Source organism: Nocardiopsis sp. EMB25, from assembly GCF_026797795.1.
GTDB lineage: Bacteria > Actinomycetota > Actinomycetes > Streptosporangiales > Streptosporangiaceae > Nocardiopsis > Nocardiopsis lucentensis.
Map to the genome: position 1 here is coordinate 4,172,138 of NZ_JAMTDN010000001.1, position 14,929 is coordinate 4,187,066.

The 14,929-nt window shown below is 71.4% G+C and carries 14 protein-coding genes; 4 read left to right on the forward strand and 10 right to left on the reverse strand.

Going from position 1 to position 14,929, the window contains the following annotated elements:
* Positions 1 to 216: 216 nt before the first annotated feature.
* Positions 217 to 1,041: a purine-nucleoside phosphorylase gene (locus tag KIK06_RS18095; RefSeq protein ID WP_017597056.1), complete on the forward strand. Its 825-nt coding sequence runs from the start codon at positions 217 to 219 to the stop codon at positions 1,039 to 1,041.
* 592 nt (positions 1,042 to 1,633) lie between these two features.
* Here KIK06_RS18095 and KIK06_RS18100 read toward each other — a convergent pair.
* The 5 genes from KIK06_RS18100 to KIK06_RS18120 all read right to left on the reverse strand — a co-directional run bounded on the left by KIK06_RS18100 (position 1,634) and on the right by KIK06_RS18120 (position 7,219).
* On the reverse strand, positions 1,634 to 2,266 hold the full coding sequence (locus KIK06_RS18100) for a PH domain-containing protein (RefSeq protein WP_193789731.1): 633 nt from the start codon (positions 2,264 to 2,266) through the stop codon (positions 1,634 to 1,636).
* Positions 2,266 to 3,363 carry an adenosine deaminase gene (locus KIK06_RS18105; protein ID WP_017597058.1) on the reverse strand — a complete coding sequence of 366 codons (1,098 nt, stop codon included), beginning with the start codon at positions 3,361 to 3,363 and terminating at the stop codon, positions 2,266 to 2,268. The genes KIK06_RS18100 and KIK06_RS18105 overlap by 1 nt, the downstream gene beginning before the upstream one ends.
* 142 nt (positions 3,364 to 3,505) lie before the next feature.
* Entirely contained in the window at positions 3,506 to 4,744 is a 1,239-nt protein-coding gene (locus KIK06_RS18110) for an amidohydrolase (RefSeq protein WP_017597059.1), read from the reverse strand.
* A 26-nt stretch (positions 4,745 to 4,770) separates the two neighbouring features.
* Positions 4,771 to 5,943: a glutamate--cysteine ligase gene (locus KIK06_RS18115; RefSeq protein WP_017597060.1), complete on the reverse strand. Its 1,173-nt coding sequence runs from the start codon at positions 5,941 to 5,943 to the stop codon at positions 4,771 to 4,773.
* A gap of 160 nt (positions 5,944 to 6,103) precedes the next feature.
* Positions 6,104 to 7,219: a YihY/virulence factor BrkB family protein gene (locus tag KIK06_RS18120; RefSeq protein WP_268644311.1), complete on the reverse strand. Its 1,116-nt coding sequence runs from the start codon at positions 7,217 to 7,219 to the stop codon at positions 6,104 to 6,106.
* A gap of 127 nt (positions 7,220 to 7,346) precedes the next feature.
* Between KIK06_RS18120 and KIK06_RS18125 the strand changes: the two genes are divergently transcribed.
* Together KIK06_RS18125 and KIK06_RS18130 are read left to right on the forward strand one after the other, a co-directional pair.
* Complete coding sequence (locus KIK06_RS18125; protein ID WP_268644312.1) at positions 7,347 to 8,468, forward strand: galactokinase family protein; 1,122 nt, start codon at positions 7,347 to 7,349, stop codon at positions 8,466 to 8,468.
* A 141-nt stretch (positions 8,469 to 8,609) separates the two neighbouring features.
* Positions 8,610 to 9,899 carry an LCP family protein gene (locus KIK06_RS18130; RefSeq protein WP_017597062.1) on the forward strand — a complete coding sequence of 430 codons (1,290 nt, stop codon included), beginning with the start codon at positions 8,610 to 8,612 and terminating at the stop codon, positions 9,897 to 9,899.
* Positions 9,900 to 10,474: 575 nt separating this feature from the next.
* Here the strand turns inward: KIK06_RS18130 and KIK06_RS18135 are convergent.
* The 5 genes from KIK06_RS18135 to KIK06_RS18155 all read right to left on the reverse strand — a co-directional run bounded on the left by KIK06_RS18135 (position 10,475) and on the right by KIK06_RS18155 (position 13,798).
* Positions 10,475 to 11,692, reverse strand: coding sequence for an NADP-dependent isocitrate dehydrogenase (locus KIK06_RS18135; RefSeq protein WP_017597063.1), 1,218 nt, complete (start codon positions 11,690 to 11,692; stop codon positions 10,475 to 10,477).
* 183 nt (positions 11,693 to 11,875) lie between these two features.
* Complete coding sequence (locus tag KIK06_RS18140) at positions 11,876 to 12,307, reverse strand: DUF3017 domain-containing protein (protein WP_017597064.1); 432 nt, start codon at positions 12,305 to 12,307, stop codon at positions 11,876 to 11,878.
* A gap of 286 nt (positions 12,308 to 12,593) precedes the next feature.
* The gene (locus KIK06_RS18145; protein WP_327084651.1) at positions 12,594 to 13,103 is read right to left on the reverse strand and encodes a transposase; all 510 of its coding nucleotides are present in this window, start codon (positions 13,101 to 13,103) and stop codon (positions 12,594 to 12,596) included.
* A gap of 69 nt (positions 13,104 to 13,172) precedes the next feature.
* Entirely contained in the window at positions 13,173 to 13,373 is a 201-nt protein-coding gene (locus KIK06_RS18150; RefSeq protein ID WP_268644314.1) for a hypothetical protein, read from the reverse strand.
* Positions 13,349 to 13,798: a helix-turn-helix domain-containing protein gene (locus KIK06_RS18155; RefSeq protein ID WP_268644315.1), complete on the reverse strand. Its 450-nt coding sequence runs from the start codon at positions 13,796 to 13,798 to the stop codon at positions 13,349 to 13,351. The genes KIK06_RS18150 and KIK06_RS18155 overlap by 25 nt, the downstream gene beginning before the upstream one ends.
* Positions 13,799 to 14,219: 421 nt before the next feature.
* Here KIK06_RS18155 and KIK06_RS18160 point away from each other — a divergent pair, with 421 nt between their 5' ends.
* Complete coding sequence (locus tag KIK06_RS18160; RefSeq protein ID WP_017597065.1) at positions 14,220 to 14,825, forward strand: FHA domain-containing protein; 606 nt, start codon at positions 14,220 to 14,222, stop codon at positions 14,823 to 14,825.
* Positions 14,826 to 14,929 lie beyond the last annotated feature (104 nt).

Sequence of the window (14,929 nt, forward strand, 5' to 3'; positions counted from 1 at the left end):
ACGACGTGTGCGCCGCCCCACAGCGGCGGAGAATGGGACGAACACCACTTCACGCCCGCGAATCGGGCCTGGTGAGGGGTGGCCCGGGGCGTTCCCGCCATCACCGTGCGTCCCGCCCTCCCCTCCCATCGGGGACGACCCCCGCCCATTCCGCCCGGCGGACACACTGCGTTGCGTTCCGGAACAATCCGACTACACAGCGGTAGCATCCGGCTTGTGAGTGAAACAGAGCAGGCGCCCCAGACGACCGACGATGCCAAGGACCTCGCGGCCGAGGCGGCGCGGGAGCTGTTGTCCCGCGCGGGCGCCGACAGCTTCGACGCCCTGGTGGTGCTCGGGTCGGGCTGGGCGGGCGCGGTCGACACGCTGGGCTCCTCCGACATCGAGTTCGACGTCACCGAGCTGCCCGGGTTCGTCTCCCCCACCGCCAAGGGGCACTCCAGCAAGGTCCGGAGCATGTGGGTGGGCGACAAGCGCGTGGTCGTGTTCATGGGGCGCGTCCACGAGTACGAGACCCACGACCCGATGCGGGCCGCGCACGCGGTGCGCACCGGCCTGTCCGCCGGGGCGGGGGTCGCGGTCCTGACCGGTTCCGCCGGGTCGCTGCGGGCCGACTTCTCACCGGGCCTGCCGGTGGTGGTGCGCGACCACATCAACCTGACCGCGCGCTCGCCGCTGGCCGGGGCCCGCTTCGTCGACCTGTCGGAGGCCTACAGCCCGAGGCTGCGGGAGATCATCCACGACGTGGACCCGTCGCTGGCCGAGGGGGTGTACGTCTCCACGGTGGGCCCCCAGCTCCAGACGCCCGCCGAACTGGCCGTGCTCCGCCAGGCGGGGGCGGACGTGGTCGGTCGGTCGATCGCCCTGGAGACCATCGCGGCCGTGGAGATGGGGGCGGAGGTGCTGGGCCTGGCGATCGTCACCAACGACGCGATGAGATCGGTGGTGGAGCCCTTCGAGTCCGACCAGGCGCTGGAGGTCGTCAAGCAGCGGGCCCGGAGGCTCGGCGAACTGCTGTACCGGGTGATCGACCGGGCCTGACCCCCCGGCCACCGCTGGGACGGCGCGCACGCGAGGAGCCCGGCCCCCGTACGGAACGGGTGAGCCGGGCTCGCGTTCGCGTCAGGGAAGGACGGGCCCCGGTGCCGCGCGGGATCCCCGCAGACCCCGTTGGACTCGCGACGTGCCGGAGCGCCTCCTGACTCGCGCCACGGGAAGGCCCTGGACCGCGGGGTGAACCCGCGAGTCGTCCGGCTGGGACACCTCCGGCCGCACCGGGCGAGGCCGGTACCGGCGTGGCGAGCGTACACCCCGAGGCCTGGGGTGGACGGCACCGGCCGTGGTGCGGTCGGAGGTGATGCTTCCCTGGTGGCCGTTCGCGCGGGATCCCCGCAGATCCCGTTGGACTCGCGAACCGGACACCTCTACTTCCCGTTATTCAGTTGGACCGCGCGCGACGCCTCGGGGAAGGAACCGGGCGGCCGGCCATCCGCGCGAAGCCGACCGCCCGACGTTTTCCCTTAGGCATGCCTTACCTAACCAGAAGGCGAGGGTCGCGTCAACCCCACGGCGCGAGAGACGGGGCCCGGTCTCCACGACCGGGCCCCGTCAGGCCGTTCCTGGGGGAAACCGCTCAGGCCAGGACGAGCGCCCCCACGACGAACAGCGCCGTCAACGCCAGGACGACGATCACCTCGACCGGCACCATCGTCTGCGGCTCGTCCTCCGCGCCCAGAGCGGCTGGACCGGCCTCCGCCACGTCCCGGATCGGTCCGCTCAGGGGCCGGGCCTTGTGCCGCTCGGCGTCCCGGCGCAACTGACTCGCGACCACGTCCACCGGACGCTGACGGGCGGGGTCCGCGTCGTCGTCGGGCTCGTCGGCCAGCCCCGAGTCGCGCCGGAGGTTCTCGCGGACCTTGGCGCGCTTCGTCTCACGCAGCGGCCACGAGCGCACGATCCCCCCCGGCGTGTGCACGCGCAGCACGTCGGTGACGTCCACCCACACGACCGCGGCCCAGGGCACGAAGGTCTCCCGGACCGGGTTGATCACCCGCAGCCCACGCGGGGTGGAGACCACGCGCGGACGGAGCCACATCAGGTACACCCCGGCGATGCTCGCCACCAGCACGGCGGTCGCGATCCACGCCGAGCGGCCCTCGCCGCGCAGGAACACGTCGACGAGCAACAGGGCGGCGATGACGACCCACACCAGGGCCAGGACCCGCGAGGAGGTCGAGGCGTGGGTCGTGGACTCCCCTCGGTCCATCAGACCGTCGCCCACTTCAACTGCGCGAAGCCGGGCTTGATGACGCCGTTGATCAGGGCCAGGCGCTCGTCGAAGGGCAGGAAGGCCGACTTCATCGCGTTGACCGTGAACCACTCCAGGTCGTCCCAGCCGTAGCCGAAGGCCTCGGAGAGCTTGGCGAACTCCTCCGACAGGGTGACACCGCTCTGGAGCCGGTTGTCGGTGTTGACCGTGACGCGGAACCGCAGGTCGTGCAGGAGCCGGATGGGGTGTTCGGCGATGGACTCGGCGGCGCCGGTCTGGACGTTCGAGCTGGGGCACATCTCCAGCGGGACGCGCTTGTCCCGCACGTACTGCGCGAGGCGGCCCAGGCGCGGCACGCCGTTCTCGTTGGTGGTGATGTCGTCGATGATGCGCACGCCGTGGCCCAGGCGGTCGCACCCGCACCACTGGAGGGCCTCCCAGATGGACGGCAGGCCGAACGCCTCACCCGCGTGGATGGTGAAGTGGAAGTTCTCGCGGCGCAGGTACTCGAACGCGTCCAGGTGGCGGGTGGGCGGGTTGCCCGCCTCGGCGCCCGCGATGTCGAAACCGGACACCCCGGCGTCCCGGTAGCGCACGGCCAGCTCGGCGATCTCCGACGAACGGGCCGCGTGCCGCATCGCGGTGACCAGCTGGCCGGTGCGGATGCTGCGTCCCTGGTCGGCGGCGCGCTTCTCGCCCAGCTCCAGCCCCTCCTGGACGGCCTCGACGACCTCCTCCAGGGTCAGCCCGGACGCCAGGTGCTGCTCGGGGGCGTAGCGCTGCTCGGCGTAGACCACGCCGTCGGCGGCCAGGTCCTCGGCCGCCTCGGCCGCCACCCGCACGAGCGCGTCGCGCGTCTGCATGACGGCGGTCGTGTGCGCGAAGGTCTCCAGGTAGCGCTCCAGGGAGCCGGAGTCGGAGGCCTCGCGGAACCACACGCCCAGTTCCGCGGGGTCGTACGTCGGCAGACCGGTGTAGCCGACCTCCCGCGCCAGTTCGACGATGGTGGACGGGCGCAGGCCGCCGTCGAGGTGGTCGTGCAGCAGGACCTTCGGCGCCCGCCGGATCTGCTCAACTGTGAGTGGGTGGTTCATACCCTCAGAATGCCACCCGGGCGGCACGCGCCCGCCCACGCCGACGCCAAGTTTCCGAGAATCCGGTAGATCCGCCCCAGGAGACGTGGCGGTTTCCTGGAGCGGTCACCCGAAGCGAAGCGGAGGACCAGAACAAGCCCGGTCAGGCGAGGGCCTCGTCGTCCATCCGCTCCCCGGTTCGGGCGGCGTTCCACAGCGCGGTCATCGCCGTGGTGACCATGAAGCGGGTACCCACGTCGATGGCGTGTTCGTCGACGTCGAAGGTCCCCCGGTGCAGGTCCAGCATGGGGCCGTCCCAGTCCGGCGAGTGGGTGCCCAGGCGCGCCAGGGCACCGGGCACGTGCTCCAGGTACCACGCGAAGTCCTCCCCGCCCAGGCTCTGGGGAGTGCTGGCCACCGCCTCCGGGCCGAGAGCCAGTCCGACCGCCTCGCGCATGATCTCCACGCTCTCGGCCTCGTTGATGGTGGGCGGGACTCCGCGGCGGTAGGTGACCTCGGCCTCGGCTCCGTAGACGGAGGCCACGGACTCGACCAGGCCCTTGACGATGTCCGGCGCCGCGTGCCAGGCCTCGTCGTCCAGGCAGCGCACGGTGCCCTCGGCGACCGCGTCGTCGGGGATGACGTTGGGTGCCGCCCCCGCGCTGATCCGGCCCCAGACCAGACTGAACCCGGCGCGCGGGTCGACGAGTCGGGACAGCGCGGCGGGCAGCTCGGTGACCACCTTGCCCATGGCGTAGACGAGGTCGGAGGTCAGGTGCGGGCGCGCGGTGTGGCCGCCCGGCCCCGACAGCCGCACCATGAGCTGGTCGCAGGCGGCGGTGATGCCGCCCACGCGTAGCCCGACCTTGCCCACCATCAGGCGGGGGTCGCAGTGCAGGGCGAAGATGCGGTCCACGCCCTTCATCGCTCCGTCGTTGACCACCTCGACCGCGCCGCCGGGCAGCTCCTCGGCGGGTTGGAAGACCAGCCGGACCCGCCCTGGGAGGGCCCCCGCGCGGTCCTGCTGCGCGAGAAAGACCGCCGACGCCAGCAGGACCGTGGTGTGCACGTCGTGCCCGCAGGCGTGGGCGGCGCCGGGAACGGTGGAGCGGTAGGGAACCCCCGACTTCTCGTCGGTGATCGGCAGGGCGTCGATGTCGGCCCTCAGCGCGACCAGGGGGCCCGGGCCCGAACCGATGTCGCACACCAGGCCGGTGCCCTGCGGAAGGACCCGCGGGCGCAGACCCACCTCGCGCAGCCGCTCGGCGATCCGCCCGGTGGTGCGGTGCTCGGCGAAGGCGAGCTCGGGGTGCATGTGCAGGTCCCGGCGGAAGCCGGTGAACTCCCGCTCATGGCGCGCCAGAAAAGCGGTCAACTGCTCCGGCAGGTCACGTCCCTGCATGCGAGGGTCCCCTCTTCATTCGCGTATCAGCGCGCACCGGCTCCGTCGCCGACACTGACCTCTGCGCGGGCGAGGCCGCCCCGGAGCTCGGCGGCGAGCATGTCCACGACGTCGTCGAGCGATCCGCCCTCGGCGACGACCGCGCGCTGCCGTTCGTAGGAGGCACCCTTGTCCAGGATCTCGGAGACCAGGTCCAGGTCCTCGGCGCAGCCCAGGCGGGCCGCGATCGGTCGCAGCTCGCGGACCAGCTCGTACAGGTCATCCCGGATCGGCACCGTGGTTCCGTGCCCGTCCGTGATCACACGAGCGTCGAGTCCGTAGCGGGTGGCCCGCCACTTGTTGTCGCTCACCAGCCAGGACGGCGGGTTGGGTAGCCCGTACCCCCGGTCGAGCTGGTGGTCGAACAGCTCCACCAGACTCTGGCAGAGCGCGGCGGCCATTCCCACCTCGCGCAGGGTGGGAATCCCGTCGAACATCCGGATCTCGACGGTGCCGAAATCCGGGTGCGGCCGGATGTCCCACCACACTTCCTTGATAGAGGCGATGGTACCCGCCCGCAGAAGCGTTTCGAGGTATTCCTCGAAAGCCGACCACCCGGACAGGTTCGGCGGCGGCCCGGACGTGGGAAGGGCGCCGAAGACGACGGATCGGGCGGAGGCCAGACCCGTGTCGTGCCCACTCCAAAATGGGCTGGAAGCACTCAAAGCGAGAAAATGCGGGAGGAACTTCGCAAGTGCGTTCACCATGGGAATGGCCTTCTCCTGGCTGCGCACCCCCACGTGGACGTGGACCCCGCAGGTGAGGATCCGCCGCGCGAGCCACTGCATCTGCTCGACCAACTCCCCGTAGCGTTCCCCGGGGCTGAACGACTGGTCCCGCCAGTCGTCGATCGGGTGGGTTCCCGAGCAGGTCAGGGTGGTTCCGCGCGGTTCGAGGACGTCCCGCATCCGGTCGATGTTGCGGGTGAGGTCGAGCTTGGCGTCCTCGACCGTCTCGCAGATACCGGTCACGACCTCCACCTGCGACTGCATCAGTTCGTGCCGAAGCGGGGGCCCGTCCCCGCCCGCACTGAGGTCCGGGAGTTCGGAAAGGAGTTCCTGCGCCTCCTGCCTCAGGTGTCGGCTGCTGCGGTCGACGAGCTGGAGTTCCCACTCCACGCCGAGCGTCGCGCGTTCGGACGACTTGAATGCGATTCCCATCTGCCCTCCGAGGGGGGTGATCGCCGACGGTCTCATGGTCGGCAGTCGGTGCGCCCCGATGAAACGGTCAACCGGGACAGAGGAGGACTACCCTGTCGACACCTCGCGCATACGGGACGGGAACGCACAGTGAGGTAATTTCCTCGCGCGTGAAGGAGGATCATTCCTCTCCGGAATCACGGTCGCGCAGCGCCCACGCCGCGACCCCGGCCGCACCCACGGCACCGACCAGCGACAACGCGGCGGCCAGCGCGCGCTGAGCGGCGCGCCGCTCCCGCCCCGCCCCCCTGGACGCCCGCGCGGCGGGAACCGTCCTGGTCCAGTGGAGCCCGTTCTGCTCCGGAAGGGGCAGGGTCCCGGTGTAGGGGGGCGGCATCGGCAGCCACGTCGCCGTCCAGGCCGCGCTGAACATCACCAGGCGCATCACCAGGTTGATCCACACCAGCAGCCCCACCAGGACCGCGAAGGACGCGTACACGGGGTTGCTCAGGGTTCCGGCGAGCAGGATCGCGGCGGCGGCCTTGAGGACCTCGAAACCGACCGCGCCGATCAGCGCGCCCCGCCACATCGCCCGGGTGGGCCGCCCGCTGCCGGACAGCAGGGAGAAGGCCAGCACGAAGATGAGCGAGTTGGCGGCCACCGCGATGGCCACGGCGAGCGCGCGCAGGGTGAGGTTGGCCAGCACGGAGCCGTCCAGGCCCACCCACGACAGCAGCCAGGTCGTGGCGGCCTGCGCGACGCTGGTGAAGGCGACCGTGAACAGCAGGGCCGCCCCCAGGCCGACCATGACGAGCAGGTCGGCGCCCTTGCGCACGAGGTAGTTGGGGCCGTCCTTGACGCTCTTGAGCCAGATCGAGTGCAGTGCCTGGCGCAGCTCCGAGACCGCGTTCAACCCGGCGTAGAGCAGGCCGAGCACACCGATGAGCCCCGCGCCCACGCGCGCGCGGGCGACCTGCTCCATGGGCAGCTCTTCGGACAGGCCGGGCAGGACCTCGTCCAGGGCCTGCTCGAAGTAGGTGGTCAGCTCCGGACCGCCCGCCGCGACGACGAAGCCGAGCGCGGCGAAGGCCAACGCGATCAGCGGAAAGAAGGACAGGAAGGTGAAATACGTCACCGCTCCGGCCAGGAGGCCGCCGTTGCGGTCGGCGTAACGCTCGTAGGCGCGGACCAGATGGTCGACGCCCGGCCTCCTGCGCCGAAGACCCCAGTAGGAGTCCATGGCGAGGTTCCGGTAGTGGCGGGCCGTGTCCCGGGCCCGGTTCAGCACTGCGGGCATGGCTCCCCTTCCGCGCCGGTGGTGGACCGCAACCGTAACCAGCCCCACGGGGAGGGGGAACCCGCCACGCTCGGCCCCGGCGGCAGACTTGTGGAACGGGTGTTCACCGAGTGAGAGAGGTTGACAGGTGGGGGGTACGGGGGCACGGTGGCGTGCCACGTTGGGCCTGCGTCCGGCGGGGCCCCGGGGGGAATGGCCGACGACCGCTCCGGACGCCGACGCGTTGGCGGGGGACTTCGCCACCGCCTACGGCATGGTGGCCGGGGGTGTCTGGCACGCGCCGGGACGGGTGGCGCTCCTGGGTGAGCACACGGCTGCCAGCGGCGGCGCCGCCCTGTACGCCGCCCTGCCCTGGGGCGTGACCGCCGCCGTGGGGATCGCCCCGGGCGGCGACGTACGCGTGGCCACGCCCAGAGGCCCGCTGAGAGCCCGCGAGCGCGCCGCGCGGGCGGTGGCCGAGGCGGTCGACGAGGCTCGTGGGAGCGGCCTCCTCCGAGCCGACCAGGGGGTCCGAGTCCTCCTGGACTCCGATCTGCCCGAGCGGGCGTCCCTGGGGCGCGCGGCGGCCGCGGGGGCAGCGGTCGCGCTCGCCCTCGCCGACCTCGCGGGCGGCCCTCCCCCGGAGGGCGCTGACGCGGACCAGCGCGTGGCGCTCGCGGCGCGGCCGGGACACGCGGTCAGGGTGAACCTGAGGACGCTGCGCACCAGAGTGCTGCCGTTCGACCTGGCGGAGGAGGGGCTGCGGCTGCTCGTCATCGACACCGGCGCCCTGCCGCGTCGCGACCCGAGGCCCGCGCACGCCGCCGCGATCCGGTCCGCCCAGGAGGTCCTGGGTCCCCTCCGGTCCGTGGGCGACCTGCGCGCCGCCCTGCGGAAGCTGCCCGACCGGCGGCTGCGCCAGCGGGTCGAGTTCGAGGCCACGGAGCCGCACCGGCTCAACGCGGCGGTCGGACTGCTGCGCGCGGGCCGGGCCGGGGAGGTCGGTCCCGTCCTGGAGGCCTCCCATCTGTCCCTGCGCGGGTTCGGCCTGCCTTCGGGGGGCGTCGAGCTCGCCGCGGAGACCGCCGCCCTCTCCGGTGCGCGCGGTGTGCGGATGACCGGTTGGGCGGGGACCGCCGTGGCGCTGGTGGGCGAGGAACGGGCGGAGCGGATCGAACGGGCCCTCACCCGGGCGTTCGCCGACCGCGGACGGATCCCTCCCCGCGTCCGTCCCGCGCTTCCGTCGGCGGGCGCCCACCGGCTGCGCTGACCCGAGCCGTGCCCCGGCGGCTCCCTCCGGGGCCGAGGGCGGCTCTCCGTCTTCGGAGTGAACCCCGCTACAGTTTCCGCGATCACACACACGACGGACCGACGCGGTCGACGTGAAGTGCGGAGCGGATAAGGCGATTCGATGGCAGACCCACGGAACCGGGGCGACTCCGGCCCGACCGGTGAACACGACAGTCCGGGTGTGTTCCGGCGCGCGGGCGACCCCGGTAAGCCGGACGAGTTCGAGCGGCTGTACCGCGAACGCGAGTCGGAGCAGCGAACCCTGGGCGGGGCGAGGCGGGTCCCGACCGCGGACGAGGCGCCGCCGCGGCGCCCCGTGCCCAAGCCGCGGACCTCGCAGAAGCGGAGCCGGACGCACAGCGCCGCACGCGAGTACGACGGCACCGGCAAGGCCCGCCGCACCCGGGAGCGGCGCCACAACCGGGTCAGGAACATCGCGCTGACCGTCCTGGCGGTTCTACTCATCGTCCTGATCGTGCCCCCGGCCGCCATCTACCTCTGGGCGGACGGACGGCTGAACCGCGTCGACGCCCTGTCCGACTACGAGGGAAGGCCGCAGGAGCAGCCGGGGACGACGTACATGATCGTCGGCTCCGACAGCCGGGACGGGCTCAGCGAGGACGAGATGGACGAGCTGGCCACCGGCTACGCCGAGGGGCGGCGGACCGACTCGATCATGGTGCTGTACATCCCCGAGGACGGGGATCCGACCATCGTCAGCGTCCCCCGCGACTCCTACGTGCCGATGGCCATTCCGGGCTACGCCGACAACAAGATCAACACGGCCTTCGCGGACGCGGTGTGCGGCGCCGACGACGCGGGCGAGGAGGTCTGCGGCGGCCCCGGCCCCCTGGTCGAGACCTTCGAGAACGCCTCGGGCGTGCGCATCGACCACTACGTCGAGATCGGGATGGGTGGCTTCGTGGGCCTGGTGGACGCGCTCGGCGGCGTGGAGCTGTGCCCGGAGGAGCCGATGGAGGACCCGAAGGCGGGTCTGGACATCGACGCGGGGTGCCAGGTGATGGACGGCGGCACCGCGTTGGGCTATGTGCGGACCCGCGCCACCCCGCGCGCCGACCTGGACCGGATCCAGCGGCAGCGGGAGTTCTTCTCCGTACTGGTCGAGAAGGCGTCGGCGCCGTCGACGATGTTCAACCCGTTCCGCGCGGTGCCGCTGATCTCGGCGGGCACGGACACCTTCCTGGTCGACGAGGACGTCCACATGCGGCACCTGGCCACGATGATGCTGGCGATGCGCGGCGGTACGCGGACCACGGCGGTGCCCGTGGGTGAGACGCCGACGCTGCCGAACGTCGGGTCCGTGGTGATCTGGGACGAGGCCCGCTCGGATGAGATGTTCGCGGCCATGCGCGCGGGCGAGCCGATCCCGGAGAGCGCCATGGAGGACTGAGTCCCGTGCTCGGCGCCCCGAGCCCCGACGCGAGGCGACGAGCGCGCGAAGAAAAGGCGAAGGGCCCGTCGCACGAGGCGACGGGCCCTTCTTCGTGACGTTCCGTACTGTGCGCGCCTACCCCCCAGCGGGCGCACGGCCGGCACGTCGGTTCGTGGTGGCTCAGAGGGGCTGTCACCCTCTCTGGCCTGCCGGTTCTCACCGGCGTGACTCCACAATAGGTCAAAGTTCGCGAAAGGTGTAAATCCTACTCGCGTGGCCTATGTCGCACCCGGCGATCACCCTCGCGGCGCGACCCCTCCATCCTCGCACCCGAGCCCCCCGTATGTGCGCCGAACACGGAAAACACTCCGGGAAAGTTCGATCGCCGGGGCGGCCGAACCGCCCGCCGACAGCGCGATCGGGACGATCGGGGCACGTACGCGCCCCCGGCACGACGACGCCCGGGCGTCCCCTTGTGGGGGACACCCGGGCGTGACCGAGATCTCACCCGAACCCGTGCCCGGCTCCTCGGAACGATCACCCCAGGGGGTGTGCCGTCCCGGCGGCGACGCGGGGGCCCGGGCGGGCACCGCCTAGGCCAGACGCTTGGACAGGTTCTCGTCCAGCGCGGCGAGGAACTGCTCGGTGGTGAGCCACTCCTGCTCACCGCCGACCAGCAGCGCGAGGTCCTTGGTCATCTGGCCGCCCTCGACGGTCTTGATGACGACGTCCTCGAGGGTGTTGGCGAACTCCGTCAGCTTCGGGGTGTTGTCCAGCTTGGCCCGGTGCTCCAGACCGCGGGTCCACGCGAAGATGGAGGCGATCGGGTTGGTCGAGGTGGGCTTGCCCTGCTGGTGCTGGCGGTAGTGGCGGGTGACCGTACCGTGCGCGGCCTCGGCCTCGACCGTGCGGCCGTCGGCGGTGCGCAGGACCGAGGTCATCAGGCCCAGGGAGCCGAAGCCCTGCGCGACGGTGTCGGACTGCACGTCGCCGTCGTAGTTCTTGCACGCCCAGACGTAGCCGCCCTCCCACTTGAGCGCGGCGGCGACCATGTCGTCGATCAGGCGGTGCTCGTAGGTGAGGCCCGCGGCGTCGAACTTCTCCTTGAACTCGGTCTCGTAGATCTCCTGGAACACGTCCTTGAACATGCCGTCGTAGGCCTTGAGGATCGTGTTCTTGGTGGACATGTAGACCGGGTAGTTGCGGTCCAGGCCGTAGTTCAGGCTGGCGCGCGCGAAGTCCTCGATGGACTTGCGGAAGTTGTACATCCCCATGGCGACGCCGCCGCCCTCGGGGAAGTTGGCGACCTCGAACTCGACCGGCTCGCCGCCGTCGGCCGGGGTGTAGGTCATGGTGACCGAACCGGGGCCGGGGACCTTGAAGTCGGTGGCCTTGTACTGGTCACCGTGGGCGTGGCGGCCGATGATGACCGGCTTGGTCCAACCCGGGACGAGCCGGGGGACGTTCTCGCAGATGATCGGCTCGCGGAAGACGACACCGCCGAGGATGTTGCGGATGGTGCCGTTGGGCGACCGCCACATCTTCTTCAGTCCGAACTCCTCGACCCGGGCCTCGTCCGGGGTGATGGTGGCGCACTTGACGCCGACGCCGTACTGCTTGATGGCGTTGGCGGAGTCGACCGTGACCTGGTCGTCGGTACGGTCACGCTCCTCGATGCCCAGGTCGTAGTACTTCAGGTCGATGTCGAGGTACGGAAGGATCAGACGGTCCTTGATGAAGGACCAGATGATCCGGGTCATCTCGTCACCGTCGAGCTCGACTACGGGGTTCTCGACCTTGATCTTGGCCATGGCTGTGTGGCTGTCCCTTCAGTCTGTGGCTACCGCCTCACACGGCCGCGCACGGTCACGGTTCGTGGCCGTGACCGCCCCGCCCGCTCGGCAAATCCCCTGATCCCGCCCGGTGTCCGTGCATACCGGGGAGGCGGTGGCTTGTCGGTGTCGCGGTATCTCGACATCAAGCTTATTCCACCGCTAGGCCGAGAGTTGCGGCGCCACCCATGCCAACACGATGAGCAGACCGGCGAGGGTGACACACGTGACGAGATCGATCCAGCGCCGACGGACGGCCAGCAGTCCGATCCAGTCCTTGGGCAGCACCAGACGGAAGGCGGCGGCCAGCAGCAGCGCCCCGGCGATGATCGCGGGACCCCGCTTGAAGTGCGCGGCGGCCACCACGATGATCCCGGCGGACAGGGTCGCCAGCACGAGGGCGTAGGGCACCTGGGCCAGCCAGAACGGCACCTTCGGACGATCCGGGGCCGCCCCCTCGGGGTCCGGGACCGGGCCGGCGTCACCGCGCCCGCCCTCAGACGGGCCTTCGGTGGCGCGCTCCCGCGCTCCGGGAGTCTCCTCCGGGGTGCCCTCTTCCCTGTCCGCCAACTCCGCCTGCCCCGCCTTGTCCACCGCGCGTCCGACCCGTTCGATCCGAATGTGACCGGCCGCCGCGCGGCTCGTCCACGTACTCGTCCCGCAGCTGGCACAGATCGGCCACACGGCACACGGCGACGTGTCCGAAAGGGCATGGCGCCGCTGGGCCGCACCGACCAGGTGGCTACGGGGGTCCGCTGCGGGGCATACCGCCGCCCGAGCGGACGAGACGCGGCCCATTGTATTGACTGCTCCCCTCTCCGCAGGAAGGGGAACCGTGATCGAGTCCCCTCCCGCCATGAAATGTGCGGGGATTCCTGGCTCAGGCCGCCCGAGCGTCCCGCGGACGCCCGGGTCTTGCGCCCTCCACACCAGCCGGGCCCAGACCCGCCCGGACCAGCACCACGTGCGCGGAGTTCTTGTCCCTCGGTCGGGACACGCCGCAGGCGGTGCAGGTGTAGGTTCGCTCCGACAGCGGCAGGCGGTGCTTGGCTCTCGCACCACACCAGCCGCAGTCCATCGTCGTGTGCGCCGGGTGCACCAGGCGCACGTCCCGGCCGTGCTTGCGACCCATCTCCACCAGGGCGTGCTTGGTCGCGCCGATCGCCGCGTCGGCCGCCTTGCGCGCCATCGTGCTCCTGGCCAGGAACTTCGGCTTGAAGTCCTCCGCCGCGATCGCGTCGTGGTCGCGCACCCCCCGCTTGGCCCACTTGCACGCGGTGTCCTGGCGTTGCCTGGCCACCTTCGCGTGAGCCTTGGCGGCCAGGCGTTTGGCCCGCAGGTAGCCCTTCGACGCCTTGCGCCCCTGGGCGGGTTTGCGTTGGGCCATCATCCGCTGATAGCGGGTAAGCCTGGCCTCCGCCTTCTTGCCGTGTTCGGCATGCGGCAGGTCGTGGTCGTCCTAGGTGGTGGTCGCGGCCTCCGCCACACCCCAGTCGACACCGATCACTCGCCCCGTGGCGGGCAGTGGCTCTGTCTGGGCGGGGACCACGAAGGACGCGTACCAGTGTCCGAGGCTGTCGCGGTACACGCGCACGCTCGACGGCTGGTCGGGCAGTGGGCGCGACCACACCACGGTCAGGACGATCCCCCGGCCAGACACAGACGCCCGTCCTCGAGGCGGAACCCCCGCCGGGTGTAGTTCAGCGTCAAAGCGGCCTGGTGCCTCTTCCCGAACTTGGGCATCCCGGCCCGCTGCCGCACGGGCAGGCGGTTCCTGACGTCCTTCAAGGCTTTGGCGCGCGAGTCGGCGAAGTCGCGCACGGTCTGCTGCTGGGGCACCGACCCACCCCGACGCAGCCACCTCCTGGCGGCGCGCCAGCCGGTGAGCATCCGGTCCAACCGTGCCGGACCACACTTCTCCCCGGCCTTGTCCGCGGCGCGGGATGCGGCCACGCACTGGTTCCACACCCACCGACACCGCCCCCACTCCCGCACAAGGGCGTGGTGGGCGGTGGACGACACACGCAGCCGGAAGGTGTACCGGGCGTGCCCGGCCTCCTCGCCCGCCTGTGGTGGTGTCGTCACGGTCGGCAATCTAGCGGGAAACGCCGACGGACCAAGGAGAATCCCCGATTGGCATGAGGCAGATCACTTCATCTGTGGATGGGCGAATCACCGCCCGGCCGGTGATTCGTGTCGCCGGAGCCCCAGCGCTCACGGAATCGGTCCCGTCGCCCATCGGTGGCCTCTCCGACCGTTACCCACTTCTGGATGGTCATACGGGTGTGTTTCCGCGCCGTATCCGCCTAACTCCGGAGTAAGCGCGTAGAACGCGTACCACCCGGGTAATCCAACCTGAGACGAGTGCAACGGCGAGCGAGGACCGACCCCCATGAAGCCCACGCAACGCGCAGACCGAGCAGCCACCACTCGACGACCACCGCTCCCCCACCGTCACCCGCACCCCCGTCGGCCGCGCCACACCACCAGCCCGGGAGGAGTCACCGTGGACGGGCCCTACCTCCGGGTCGAAGAGACCGGGGACATCCGTCAGCTCACCGGTGAGGTCACCACCGTCGGACGCGGCGAGGGCGCCGACGTCCGGCTCGGCGACCCGAGCGTCTCACTGCTCCACGCCGAGCTCGTCCGCCGCGGACCCTACGTCTACGTCGTCGACCTGGGCTTGTCCCGCAACGGCACCCGCGTCAACGGCCGCCCCATCGCGCGGCGGGTGCTGGAGGAGGACGACGTCGTGAGTTTCGGCACGGCACGCTGCCGTGTGGGCGGGCTGCCGCGTGAGCAGATCAGTCCCGACATCGAACTCCGGCGCGGCTCGGCCCCCGAACTGACCCGCCGGGAACTGGACGTGCTCACCGCCCTGTGCCAGCCCGCGCTGTCAGAGGAGGCCTTCGTCGCCCCCGCCACGGCCCGCGACATCGCCGAGGCCCTGGTCGTGACCGAGGCCGCGGTGAAGCAGCACCTGCTGCGGCTGTACCAGAAGTTCCGCATTCCCGAGGGGCAGAACCGCCGGACCCGCCTGGCCAACGAGGTCGTGGCGCTGGGGCTGGTCCGCCCGATGCCCACCAGCGGCTCCTCCCGCCGGGCCAGCTGACCTCGGGCCCGCCCCCGCCACGGCGGGGCGCGCACGCCCGCCACGGCGAACACGGCGACGGCGACCGCCGAGGCCGCCACCGCGAACGGCCGCACCGCCGGGGC